General features: G+C 39.5%; 11 protein-coding genes. All 11 read right to left on the minus strand.

From position 1 onward, the window contains the following. Positions 1-337: 337 nt before the first annotated feature. The 11 genes from JOC94_RS08560 to JOC94_RS08610 all read right to left on the minus strand — a co-directional run bounded on the left by JOC94_RS08560 (position 338) and on the right by JOC94_RS08610 (position 12963). Positions 338-1663: a purine-cytosine permease family protein gene (locus tag JOC94_RS08560; RefSeq protein ID WP_077113535.1), complete on the minus strand. Its 1326-nt coding sequence runs from the start codon at positions 1661-1663 to the stop codon at positions 338-340. A 69-nt stretch (positions 1664-1732) separates the two neighbouring features. Further along, positions 1733-2878, minus strand: coding sequence for a DUF917 domain-containing protein (locus JOC94_RS08565; RefSeq protein WP_077113536.1), 1146 nt, complete (start codon positions 2876-2878; stop codon positions 1733-1735). Positions 2879-2893: 15 nt separating this feature from the next. Further along, positions 2894-3991 (minus strand): M24 family metallopeptidase, encoded by a 1098-nt coding sequence (locus JOC94_RS08570; protein ID WP_077113537.1) that lies wholly within the window; start codon positions 3989-3991, stop codon positions 2894-2896. Between the two features lie 27 nt (positions 3992-4018). Further along, positions 4019-4297 carry a hypothetical protein gene (locus JOC94_RS08575; RefSeq protein ID WP_077113538.1) on the minus strand — a complete coding sequence of 93 codons (279 nt, stop codon included), beginning with the start codon at positions 4295-4297 and terminating at the stop codon, positions 4019-4021. Further along, on the minus strand, positions 4294-5466 hold the full coding sequence (locus JOC94_RS08580) for a DUF917 domain-containing protein (protein ID WP_077113539.1): 1173 nt from the start codon (positions 5464-5466) through the stop codon (positions 4294-4296). Before JOC94_RS08580 ends, JOC94_RS08575 begins: the two co-directional genes overlap by 4 nt. Before the next feature lie 17 nt (positions 5467-5483). Further along, on the minus strand, positions 5484-7079 hold the full coding sequence (locus JOC94_RS08585; RefSeq protein WP_077113540.1) for a hydantoinase/oxoprolinase N-terminal domain-containing protein: 1596 nt from the start codon (positions 7077-7079) through the stop codon (positions 5484-5486). A 958-nt stretch (positions 7080-8037) separates the two neighbouring features. Beyond that, on the minus strand, positions 8038-8448 hold the full coding sequence (locus JOC94_RS08590; protein WP_077113542.1) for a DUF3021 domain-containing protein: 411 nt from the start codon (positions 8446-8448) through the stop codon (positions 8038-8040). Continuing rightward, entirely contained in the window at positions 8438-8902 is a 465-nt protein-coding gene (locus tag JOC94_RS08595) for a LytTR family DNA-binding domain-containing protein (protein ID WP_077113543.1), read from the minus strand. Before JOC94_RS08595 ends, JOC94_RS08590 begins: the two co-directional genes overlap by 11 nt. A gap of 25 nt (positions 8903-8927) precedes the next feature. After that, the gene (locus tag JOC94_RS08600) at positions 8928-9674 is read right to left on the minus strand and encodes an ABC transporter permease (protein WP_077113544.1); all 747 of its coding nucleotides are present in this window, start codon (positions 9672-9674) and stop codon (positions 8928-8930) included. 21 nt (positions 9675-9695) lie between these two features. Beyond that, entirely contained in the window at positions 9696-10601 is a 906-nt protein-coding gene (locus JOC94_RS08605) for an ABC transporter ATP-binding protein (protein ID WP_236017032.1), read from the minus strand. A 667-nt stretch (positions 10602-11268) separates the two neighbouring features. After that, positions 11269-12963, minus strand: a complete 1695-nt coding sequence (locus tag JOC94_RS08610) for a helix-turn-helix domain-containing protein (RefSeq protein ID WP_077113546.1) — start codon at positions 12961-12963, stop codon at positions 11269-11271. Positions 12964-12984 lie beyond the last annotated feature (21 nt).

Genomic DNA, 12984 nt, shown 5'->3' on the forward strand with positions numbered 1-12984 from the left:
TCATCATGTCCTCCATGTGTTTTTCTTGGTCGAAAACATTGTAACATGGTCATGATGGTGACCTATTCTTTTTACACAATTATATGGACTTTATCTTTATCCGGCATGTAAGGTGCTGTAAGACTCCCACATCAAGACCTGAGTTGATACAAAAGTTCTAAGTGGGAGAAAACGGTACCTAAATGCCCGATTGGTTCAACTCACATTCAGTAAGAGATGGAAGAAAATTCCTACTGAATGAAGTTTCACTTTATTGTTCGTTTTTTAATCAGCTGATCTATTATTTATTTCATTATTCTAAAAAAAACAATGATTAATTCTTATTTGTGACAGATTTTCATTTGTCATTTGATCGTATAACGTGAATGAAGTAATATATGCATCCAGCAATCACCGCTCCGTTCACTGCAGGAATAAATACCGGTATAAAAAAAGCACCTAGTCCGCCTAAAAACCATGAAAAGAGGCCAGGCCAGTAAAGCCCCGTTTTTCTGTTTAAACTCCCTTTAGAAACAAAGAAATATTCACACAACATAACGCCTGCTGCGGGCGCAACAAATGAGGACAGGATTCCTAAAAACCCGATAAAATACTGCATAATCCCAAGTAAAGAAAGGCTCGTCCCAACTATAGCGGCTATCAGCGTCCACCAAAATCTGCTCCAGCCGAACACCTTTGTAAGAGCCAGTCCTGCGCTATAAGAAGACGTAATATTTGTAGACCACTGCATCACAATTACCAATGCCAGCGAAATGAAAGGTAATCCTAAAACTTTCATCACCTCTGCGATATTCCATGGTTCATCAATATTTCCCAAGGAAGCTGCGGAAATGCCCATCATCGCCGCAATAACAGTTAAAATTAAGAGAGGCGGAAAGTTGCCAACAATTCCAGCATAAGCTACATGGGACAGCTTATTTTTAGTCCACCGCGTATAGTCGGCTGTAAACGTAGCGCCGACAATCATACTGCCCACCATTAAGTTAACTCCCCACACAATTGATTGACTGGCAGCTGGTTCATAACTCAAAAGTCCCTCTAATCCAGTTATACTCATTACTTTCGTAAAACCATATATCGTTATGATCAATATGGCAGGAATGGCTAAGTAATCTAACCATGCCATACTTACTACGCCGAACATTGCCGGCAAACAAAAGAGGATCCCTAAAACAATCATGAGAAACGGTGTTACATTTTGGTTTCCGCCTAATACCTCCGTTAAAGCATCGGCCGCAATTGAAACTTGAACTCCATACCATCCTACACTGGGAATAATTGTGACAATAAAAGCCGTCGCAATATTGGATCCGGTCGAACCAAATGCCGCTTCACCGACCATATATGTGTTTAAACCTTCTCGAGAACCAATATAGCCAGTGGGAATAAAAAATAAAAACACCAAAATCGCTGTGCCCAAAACAACAGCCACAATAGATTGCATCAACGTCAAACCTGAAATTAAGGCGCCCCCTGTAGCGAATGCAGAAAGGGCCGCTGTCATCCCAAAATAAATGGCAGCCACTCCAATCCAGCTCTTTCTTTTATCATTAGGCACAGGGCTTTGGGCATATTTTCCTTCTTCTTGGTTCATATCATAATGCTCTGCAGTTGCGCGACGATTTGAAAAGCTCTTATCCTCATCCTCTCTAAGATGTTCCATATGTAAAATCCCCCCTTCATTAAATGATTAAAGTGCTTCTATTAGGGTCAAGTGTAAAAAATCTTTCACTTATCTAGCAGGCAAACCGTTTAATATTTCATACGAGACATAATCTTCATCCATTCCAAATGCGCGCGGTCCACAGACTTCGATCCCTTTCTCTGTCGTCATTTTTTCATCGGCAGGCATTAAAGCGATATAGCCCCTATATCCGTATTTAATAATGTCTGTGCGCAAGGCTTCACCAGTCTCCGGGTCCATTAAAATAATTAAATCTGGTGGCAATGATCGTGTCTTGCCATTAATGGTTAAATGCAGCCATTCATTTTGAAATAAAATTTCCGCAGTTGAACCTTTATCAGAGTCAATCCCTTCCATGACAATCGTTCCTGACGAGAATCCTTTCGTCATTTCCGAACCAAAATCTCTGTGTAAATCTACTACTTTTCCTTTAAACACAAGACTTCCATTCATATACTCCACTACTTCTTCTACCGGCTCCGTGTTTTGAGCCCGGTTTTTTCGTATTATTTTTCCGATGTTTCGGGCTTGTGTAACGGTACGGTGAATAGATGTTCTTTTCATGTCTTTCCCCGACATCGGATAAGAAGAAATCCAGGATATTCCTCCATATGCCATGGCCGCACTTCTAATAATTCGTTCTGCCACGTCCCCATCGTCTGCTTGTACCAAACAAACTTCCTCTTTCTCATTCGAGGCGGCAACCGGAGTAGGGCTCAACCCTCCGATATAAAAAGAAGTCATTTGCAGTTCAGGGAACGCTCTTCCCATTCCGTCGGCATCAATCACGGGTATACCCAATGCTCCTGCCACAGCCATCGGAATGGTCATATTCACCCCTCCGGCTTCAGCAGGAATGATCGCATTTACTTTTTTACGTAAGAAATTGGAAATCGCTTCCAAGCTTTTAAAGATTTCGTTGCCTCCTGGGGGCTTTTCTGTAAGTACGATTGGGGCGCCTAAACAACCGACACTTGTAATGAATTCCTCGTCCGGAACATCTTCCGGGTCTATCAAGACAATATCATGGCTATTTTCGATTATTTTCTGCGCCCACAAAAAACCAATATCGGGATCTCCGCCACCCCCTGTCGCCAATAAGGTTGAGCCCACTGTGATATCTTCCAAATCCTCCAAAGTGATCTTTTTATAGCTAGTAACATTCCATTCTTTCAAAAGATCATAAACTGACATAATTCGCCCCCCTGACTATTTTAATAGCAACACTCTTGATGAAGTGGTTAAGTATTCATATCCGCTATCAGTAACCAAAATCATATCTTCCATTCTGGCCGCGCCCACTCCCGGCATATAAACACCAGGCTCTATTGTGACAATCATATTTTTTTGTAAAATACTTTTTTCACCTTGATCCAAAATTGGATATTCATGTACGGCCATCCCCAGTCCGTGCCCTGTCAAATGGGGAAAATATTCACCATAACCATGTTCAGTGATATAATCCCTAGCGATTGCATCTATTGTTTGAACATGCTCGCCTGGTTTTATCGCCTTGACTGCCTTTTTTTGCGCTTCCAATGCAATCTCAAAAACTTCCTTTTGTTTATCTGAAACCTGCCCCAAAGAAAAGGTCCTCGTTATATCTGAGCAATAGCCATTGTAAATACAACCCATATCAAAGAGGATGAGCTCCCCTTCTGTCAGCACTTTATTGGTAGAAATTCGTCGGGGAAGGGCGGCATCCAATCCTGACATGATAAATGGTTCAAATGAAACGTTTTCCGCACCATTTTTATTCATGATATATTTGGCGTATCCTGATGCTTCCCGTTCTGTCACTCCGGTATTTTCGCTTATATAACGCTTGGTTTCATCCATTGTCAAACTGGCAATGTTTGCGGCCTGCCGTAAATTTGCTATTTCCCATTCAGACTTTATTTTCATTTGATCTTCCAACAATAGATCGACAGATGTAAGATTTCCTTTACAGATATCTTTGATATAAGAAAGATGACGAACCGTTATGATATTTTGTTCAATGCCAATTTTTTGCCAGTTTTTGTTTACTATTTTCCTTAAAGGAGCCAAATAATCCGGAGTGTCTTCTAAAAAAGATTCTATTTTTTCAATCCAGCAATCCCGTTCAGCCCTATAGAAATCCAATCTCGGAACCAAATAAGAAACTGTTCCATCGCTTTCGATGATTAAAACAGATTCTGTTACTTGATTGACGATAAAACCAGAAAAATAACGAATATGGCTTTGATCAAAGAGGATAGAAGCATCAATATGTTCCTGTTTCATTCTTTTGGCAAATTGTTCAATTCTCTTTTGAAATTCATTCATGAGTGGACACCTTCCTAGAAGCTTTATTTACAGTATTTCCTCAAGTTCAGCACTAATCTCCGGATTGATGATTAATATTTTCTTAGGTACTCTGGACTCAACTGAAGATCCGGCTTGGCTTGTGAGTTCGACTAGAATGTATTCATCCATTAATTTCTGCAATGCCTTTTCGTAAAAAGACCGGTTTTCTTTAGATACGTCTTTATATACCTCTTTTAATTCGATATATGGATGTTCATATACTTTCTTGATGATTGTTTTACAGCGGGCATCGTCGTGAATAAGGTCTTTCACTTTTTCAATCACTTTTGACATCCTTTCTTCGAAACAATTTTCTCAACAGGCACATACTCTTCTTCATAACCGAAATAGGACGGCCCGAAGATTTCTAATCCTCTTTTCGTTCGCATTCTTTCTTGCGCCGGTATTAATAAAATAGAGCCTCTGTAGCCATATTTCATAATATCGGTTCTTATCGGTTCTCCAGTTTCATTATCCAAGATGGCAATTAAGTCCGGTGGAAGACATAATGTCTCTCCGTCCACTTTTAACCGCAACCACTCATTTTGAAAATCTATTTCAGCTATTTGATTTTTGTACTTCCCGATACCTTCCATGCGAATCCTGCCGGACGAAAATCCTTTTGTCGCTTCTCCGCCAAAGTCTCTATCAATATCAACGATCTTCCCGTTAAATACTCTAAAACTATCAACCTCTCTTGTTTCTTTCAGTTTTTTCATCACTTCCTCTATGGGATCACGATGACTTTCTCTTGCTTTCTTCACCGCTTTGCCAATTTCCCAAGCAATACTTTGGGAATATAAAATCGACTTTTCTTTTATTTCTTTTCCGGTCAATGGATATGAAGCTTTCCATGAAATCCCCCCATAGGCCATGGCCGCGCTTCTGGCAATTGTTTCTGCTCGAATATTATCTTCTTTTGTATCGATAATCGTCATGTTTCCGCGATCATCAACAGAAACCGCGGGAGACGCGTGGCTTCCGTTTGCCACCCAAGAAGTTTGGTGAAGCTCCGGAAACGCTCTATTCATTCCGTCCACATCAACCACCGGTATCCCTAATTCTCCCGCGATCGCATAGGCAACTGTAGAATTTACCCCGCCGCATTCAAACGGTATCACGACTTCTAAGTCTTTATTTAGATAGCTGGATAATTGCTTAAATGCCTTTTCAAGAACATTTTGGGACGGCGGTTTTTCAGTTAATACAATTGGAGCGCCTAAACAACCTACACTTGCCCCCACAACTTCATCCGGGATGTCTTCCGGATGAATCAGCACAACATCTTTTCCTCTTGCCAAGGTCCCCAAAGTCCAAAGGAGACCAATTTCCGGATCTCCGCCGCCTCCGGTAGCCAAAATTGACGCTCCCAAAGTGATTTCCTCAATGGCTTTCTTGTCGATCACCCGATAATTCTTTATTCCCCAACGTTCTAATACTTGATATACACTCATAAGATGACCTCCCTTATTTATGCGAAAATTTTCCCTTTTACCCTGACTCTGATTTTTTGTCTCTTCCCCGGCATATAAGCGAATGGAATTTCTTCAATATCAATAATTTCTGCGGTCTCTCTCACCCCACCGGCGACTTCTAAATTGTTTTTGGCCATTTCAATGACATGGTTAATCGCCTCTTGGCGATCATCTATTTCTAAATCTGCCACTCCTTCTGCATGAGACCCGATTTCGGCGATCGTCGCGCCAACAGCCCCGCACACCTCAAAGTGATCCGGATGAATGACTTTTGAAGTTCCTTCTACCCCCTTATTTGGCATGGTTGTTGCCCCGCCGCCGACTAAGAGTGCTGGTATATCCTCTGGTGTAGTTTTCATTTGATCAATTGTGATTTCTAGCATTTCCTTTATTTTCTTTGTGGAATTCTGAACCAGTTCTTTTGAAAGCTCATCAATTTTTTCTGAATGTGTGACAAAATCAGTTGCAAAAATATCCAATTTTTCGTTCAAACCACCTCTGGCAACAGCAATGTCATGCACCGTTAAAATTGGACCACCAAACGATTTTCCCAAGTTCACCAAGTTATATCCTGTACTTTCTGGTCCTATCTCTAAAACCTCAGGCCCTTTATTTTTTATAATGGTTCCGCCGCCTAAAGCGATTGAAAGTAGGTCTGGACAGCGAATATTTGTTTTTACTCCGCCAATTGTGACCGTTATAGCCGACTCACGAGGAAAGCCATCAACAATATATCCAATGTCTGTAGAAGTCCCCCCAACATCCACCACAACACCGTTTGTAATACCAGATAAGTAAACCGCTCCTCTAACACTTGCTGCCGGTCCAGAAGCAACTGTAAAAATGGGATAATCTATGGCAAACTCTGAAGACATGACGCTGCCATCATTTTGAACCACATATAAGGGCGCATCCATCCCTCTTTTTTTAGTGGCGTTCTTTAAAGCATAAATGGAACGTTGCATCACTGATATGACAGACGCATTCAAAATGGTCGAGTTTTCCCTTTCTAAAATGGAGATGGTGGAAATATTTTGGGATAGCGTTATATGTATGTCGCCTAAGACTTCCTTAATGATCTCAGAGACTCTATTTTCATGATCCGGTATCATCGGAGAAAATACACCCGTAACAGCGATTGAATCCACAGTTCCCTTCAGCTTTTCACAAGCCTCTCTGATGGCTTGCTCATCTAACGGAACAATATCCCTTCCGTCATATTCTGAACCGCCTTCAACGATGAATACGTTTTCATTTCCTCCAATAGCTTTTACCAAATCCTCAGGCCAGCCAGTTAATGGAGGAATAGCGGTTGTTGCAGGCGCGGCAAGACGGAAAATACCAACTTTATTTAAATTTTTTCGTTCAATAATGGCGTTCGTTGTATGCGTCGTTCCGAAAGAAATCATGCCAATTTCCAGCGGATCTACTTGACTGGATTCCAATAAATCATCCAGCGCGTTGATGATTCCAGTTGTCACATCTTCTGTCGTTAATGTTTTCGTTTTCGCTAAAATATCTTTTCCCTTAACAATCACGCCATCTGTAAATGTGCCTCCAACATCAAAGCCTACTCTCACTTCTTTTTTCATCCATACCATCTCCTTCTGCATAAAAATGTTCATTTAATATAAAGCTGGCGAATATACAGGTAAAAACCACTTGAATTATATTGAAGTGGATATAAATACATTATTCATTTTTAAGTTTGCCAATGATATATGAACGGCTAACAAAAAATTTGTATATCTTTGTATGCGGAGAACAACTAGGTAATAAATGGAATTTCAATTAAAAATGAAAATGGTAACCACCTGAATCACCAAAGCGAAACTTCAATCAGCGGGGACTTTGTGTGTCTGCCGTTGTCGTCACATGGCATATCGTTCTCAGTCTGTTCTTACTATGGTAGAAGGAGGCAAACAGCATTACATCAGCTTTGTGTACGCTTGTAACGATCCAAGCAAGCGTTGGCGCAAGGGCTGGTTTTGTTGGTTGATGCCAATGTCCTGAATTCATGAAACATGCTGAAAAGGGAGTTTTTTCGAGGAGAGAAAGAGAGAAGCTTGTTAAAGCTGGAAAACGATTCAAAATCATGTAATGATGAATAAGAAACATAAAAATCCCCAAGGACTTCAAATGAGATGAAACTCAATCTCATCATCCACTTCCGAAAATGGAAGTTGAAGTCACTTGGGGCGGTGAAGCAGTATCACACCAAGGCAAAAAAAGAAGGCGCTTTAGCCAATGTCATCCGTTTGAAGACAATCGGTACAGCGTACCTCTCAAATACCGCAAAGGGAACCCTAAAAAAACGGTTCTTTTATACTAGACGCTACACTTTGGATTCATTTTTCACATCAACTAACGCAAAAGGCTCCCATACGAACATAAAAAGTCTCATCCCAATATGGGTCAGCTTTCTCCGACCGCATAACAGCTTCAAACTGACTCATTAGCGTTATTCCCATTCTTGAAAGTTGTGGCACGCTTTCCATATGAACTGAACTCGCTTGCAGCTCCAATCCATAAAATCCTTTTTTTACCTTTCTACTTGTGTTTCTGTAATGTATCGTTTAGAGAGGATTCCACTCTTTTATAATAAAGCGTGTATCCAAACCAATATAAGGCATAAATAAGTGTAAAGCCAATAATCGTAAGTACAATTGCTTTCCAGTTGAAAGGAACCCAATGAAGAGAAAGCGCAAATATAAAGAAGACAGTTATAGATAAACTATAATGCACCACGGTTTTCTTTAGTGGGCTCCAAGCTTCCAGCTCAAAAATAAAGGAGGCAAGCCCGTAGTAAATACCAATGAAAAAACTTGCTAGCATATAAAGCCAAATCTGCGATACAGGGAGATTTATATTGAACGCCATAAGAAACGTTAAAGCGATGAATGTTACAATTGACCCAAAAGCGACTCCGTACATGGATCGGTGAATCATTTTAGATATCATTAGCGGGTCCTCCTGACGTCAGTTTTTCCTTTACGCTTGCCACATACTTTCTTGTAATATATTCTTTATTTCCTGAGGAAAAGTAAACACAGAGATTTCCATTAAATGATAGTTCAAATCGTTGAATACGATTTACATTACCGATTACAGATTTGGAAAAACGAGTAAAATAACTGTTAGCAAGCAAATTTTCTACTTCAAATAACTTCATTTTAACTTCCCATCGCCGCCCATTTTCCAGTGCTGCGTAAACTTTTCTTTTTTCCGCATAGATGTAATCGATCGTTTCCGGATCTAAGACAATCGTTTGATCCTCCTCCACACCAAATAACCGTTTTGGTTTTTCCTTTTTAATGAAACTAACGAGTTGCTCCAGCTCATCCGTCCACTCATTCGTTTGAATCGTAATGGAAGTATTTTCATATTGATCGTCGATATCGATTTTTACTTTCATTATACTCCCCCCATTCATGAACTCATTAATGCTTGGCACGTCTTAAAAAGCTTGGGTAGGCAAAGAAGGCAATGATGAAGCCAACCGCACCGAATACGAGCAAAATGAGACTGGCGATCAAAAAATCAGTGTAAGTCAATGTTCCGGTCATCGCTTCTTGAAACGCATTATGCGCCCAATACTGCGGCGTTAGCTTTCCAACTTTTTGGAAAAGTGCCGGCATCGCCTCCATTGGCATCCAAAGCCCGCCTAATAACGCGCCGCCTAAAGTGATGACTTGTGTAATCGCGACTCCCATATTGCTAGTACGGATGAATAAAGATAAAGCTAACCCTAGTCCGGTAATACAAAATGTCAGAATAAGTGCTAACATACCGAGCAATAAAGGTTGTTCAATTGGAAAATTATAAACTATTTTTCCAAAGGCAAGCAACACAATCATTTGAATAAATACAATCACTACATACGGTAACCATTTTCCGAAAAGATAAGCGTACGGAGAAAGGGGAGTACTCGCAAGGCGTGCCACCATTCCTTTATCACGGTCTTCAATAAACGAAAAACCCATGGAGATCATAATGAAAAAAACGAACATGACGGTGTATCCAGGTACGATCGAGATAATCACATACTCTTTATCGGCTCCTTCTGTCCCGGCGGTAAAGATTGAAATAAATAAAACGGTAAAAATGATTGGTAAAAGAAATGTCCAAAAATAGAGTCCTTTATCTTGCGCGTTTTTTATCATTTCCATTTGAAAAATGGCTTTCATGGTTATTCCCTCCCATCAGTTTTAAGCACGAAGCTCCGTTCCAGTCAGTTTGAAAAATATATCTTCTAATGTAGGATGGGTAAGTTCAAATTGCTTTAACACCACCTTTTTCTCCCTGCATACACGCAACACTTCCTCCATTGTCAGCATAGGATTGGCCGTTGTGATCTTGTATCCATTTTTATATGGTGCCACATCACCAGAAACTTGGATATCCTCAAGTAATTTTTCACGATGATGACATGTGAAAAATAGCGCAGGGACGGCATACTTTTCAATCAATTTGTCAATTGTGTCATGTTCTATTAATATTCCTTTATCAATAAATGCGACTTCATCACAAATCTTATTTACTTCCTCTATATAATGACTAGAGTAGATAATGGTGCGATTTTCAGTTTTCATTTGCTGAATCATGTCTAAAATATACCGTCTTGATTGTGGATCAATCCCCACTGTCGGCTCATCCATAATAATGAATTGCGGCTCATTCATTAGGGCGCACCCAATATTTAAGCGGCGTTTCATACCACCTGAAAAAGTTTTCACTTTATCTTTTTTTCTCGCGCTCAAACCGATATAATGCAGTACTTTCTCCGCCTGTTGTTGCAACGCTTTTCCCCGTAACTGATACATCCTGCCAAAGAAATACAAGTTTTGTAAGGCAGAGACGTTTTCTTCTAAACAAATATCTTGGGGAACGTATCCGATTGTTCGCTTCTGATCAGTATTGGCCGCGCTCGTAAATGTGACTTTTCCTTCATAATCTTGAACAATGTGGACAATGATTTTCAAAAGAGTCGACTTCCCTGCACCATTAGGTCCCACTAAACCCAAACAAGTCCCCTTGTTCAGATTGAGGGAAATCTTATGTAAAGCTTTTATTTTTCCGTAATGTTTACTCACATTGTTTATCGCTAACATCATGGCCACCACCTTATATAGATGTTTTTATCATAAAATACAAGGGGGGAAAACAGGTGGAATACTGCATAACATCACTCTTTTTTCGCACAAGATGCCAGCATTTATGTTTCACCATAAAAAAAAGCTCCAAGAAACAGGCGTTACTAGTTTCATAGAGCATTTCCAAAATATAATGTTACGACAAACCCTTATTTCGTTCTCTTGAGAGAAAACAGGATATAGAGACTCTTCTCCCCTTAAAGCTGATGGACATTCACTGTTCCAGGTATATCAATTGTTGAACTGTTAGTAAAATCGGAGAGTTCTCGCAGTATGATCGTCCTGGCCAAAAGCTTTAATGTCCAGCACAACATTATCAAACGCTAGTAGACTGCAAAAATATCTCAATAAAGTTGCCGGAACCGGAACAACTTTCCGTAGGCTCCAAGAGCTCAGAGTGAGCATTATCCACCTCGTCCTGTATTTACGAAGGATTGTCCTTGCCAGCGAGGTGAACTGCTTCATACTGGATAAATGGCGGTTCGCTTTTATACATCATTTGAAAATCATTATCTTAAAAACGATTTGACTCGTTGAAAAAAACATTGCCAGTATCTAAAACTCACCAAGACCTTTTTCAGATACCGGCAGTGACTGAGATTAATCAATTCATATGAAACATCAGCCTTTACAAGAGTGTCCGGCTTTTCATATGTTGGTTCCATAATTTTAAGGCAAAATATATATTAAATCTTTTATCATGATCAGAAAATATATGTTCATCAGCAAAAATTTCTTTTATTTTTTGAATCCTATATCGGACGGTATTGGGATGGACAAATAAGCTTTCTGCAGTCTCTTTATAATGTAAGTTATGATCAACAAAACGTTCCAAAGTAACCAATAGTTCATTTTGCCGATCGGGTTCCAATGCCAATAGCGGGCGTAATGTTTGTTCATAATACTTGACTAAATAATAATCCGTATCTTGATTTGTAAAAACTTGAAGAAATCCAATATCATCAAATGAACTAAACCTTTCCTTGTTTTTCATGCAGTGTTTAATAGCGGCAAGCGCTTCTTTGAAAGCTTTGTACAAGCTTTCTGTTTCTGCACCGCTCACACCGATATAAAAATGTAAGAAAAAAAAGACCTTATTCATCATCGCGGCTACATTCCGTAAAAGCTCTTGTTGATAATGTTTGGTCTCTGATGAAATAAAAATAATCAATTTGTTTTTATACCATGTTGAAAAATCGTTTTTGAGCAGATATGGTTCAATAGACTTACGAACGCGCACTTTCAGATTTTCTACATACTTCGCATGCTCTTCTTTTTGACCAACTTGTTTCACCCTTACATCCATGACGATTAACAAGGATTTATCTTGAATTTGAAACCCTATTTTCTCAAAAAGCGCTTGGGCTTTCTTTACATTGTTTTTTTCAAAAAGCTCGCGATTTGCTTCGTCCTCTATTTTTGACCTTGCTTCATATAAGGTATCTTTTTCAATAGATAGCGCTTCTACTGTACTTTCCAATAGTTTATAAGTAAATACTTTGTTTTTGCTTAACAAGACAAAAATGACCGATCGAAGATAATGATGGTTCATCACCGGCTCTGCTAATACTGCCATGGAACTGCCCCCATCTGTTATCTCGATTTGTAATCTGTTGCCGTTTATAAATAACTTAAACACTTCTTCACGATTCATAAACGATTGGAACTGGTCACTTTCAAATACAAATCGCAACCTGGAAGATGCCGGCAAATGAACAATAGTAAGCGGTTTCATATTGACATCAGTTAAAATCATTTCTACTTCCGTCAGTCGCTTAACGTTATGCAGCATTTCTTTCAAGTTTATATGGTGTGATAAAAATTGAAAATATAGTTGATTGACTTCATTAAGTGTATCAATTTCTTGATGTTGTTTTTTCATTTTTAAGTTGAAAATCAATTCGATTATTTCGGCATAAGTGACTGTAGGAAATACTTGGAAAACAGGAAAATGAAAGCGTCTGGCAAATTCCAAAGTCTCGTGAAAAATTTCCTGTTTTTCATGGATATTGCCGGGGTGAAAAACGAGACAAGCCGCCTTTCCTTTTATAAGTTGCTGTAACAGGGATAGCTGAAGCTCTTTCGTATGAAAGTTTTGGATCGTAGTGAGCGCTAATTCATTACCTTTCAACCAAGAACCGAACTCTTTCACTTCTATGACAGATACTTTCTGAATCATTCTGTCACGCTTCGGAGGAACTAGTACTTTTTGGAAAATAGATGTAAAGTGAACGATTTCTTTAACACTTACCCCATGCTTTATCATGTTTTGTTGTTCATTCTGAAAATCTTGAGCGCCAACAACTTTATACGTAATGTTCAATGAAACCTCCCCCTTACTATC

Origin of the sequence: Siminovitchia thermophila, assembly GCF_016909185.1 — a bacterium.
GTDB lineage: Bacteria > Bacillota > Bacilli > Bacillales > Bacillaceae_C > Siminovitchia > Siminovitchia thermophila.

Coding starts and splice junctions, on each gene's coding strand:
- JOC94_RS08605 (WP_236017032.1), bottom strand. CDS start 10,601: ATGATGTTAGCGATAAACAATGTGAGTAAACATTACGGAAAAATAAAA.
- JOC94_RS08565 (WP_077113536.1), bottom strand. CDS start 2,878: ATGTCAGTTTATGATCTTTTGAAAGAATGGAATGTTACTAGCTATAAA.
- JOC94_RS08585 (WP_077113540.1), bottom strand. CDS start 7,079: ATGAAAAAAGAAGTGAGAGTAGGCTTTGATGTTGGAGGCACATTTACA.
- JOC94_RS08590 (WP_077113542.1), bottom strand. CDS start 8,448: ATGATATCTAAAATGATTCACCGATCCATGTACGGAGTCGCTTTTGGG.
- JOC94_RS08595 (WP_077113543.1), bottom strand. CDS start 8,902: ATGAAAGTAAAAATCGATATCGACGATCAATATGAAAATACTTCCATT.
- JOC94_RS08580 (WP_077113539.1), bottom strand. CDS start 5,466: ATGAGTGTATATCAAGTATTAGAACGTTGGGGAATAAAGAATTATCGG.
- JOC94_RS08560 (WP_077113535.1), bottom strand. CDS start 1,663: ATGGAACATCTTAGAGAGGATGAGGATAAGAGCTTTTCAAATCGTCGC.
- JOC94_RS08570 (WP_077113537.1), bottom strand. CDS start 3,991: ATGAATGAATTTCAAAAGAGAATTGAACAATTTGCCAAAAGAATGAAA.
- JOC94_RS08600 (WP_077113544.1), bottom strand. CDS start 9,674: ATGAAAGCCATTTTTCAAATGGAAATGATAAAAAACGCGCAAGATAAA.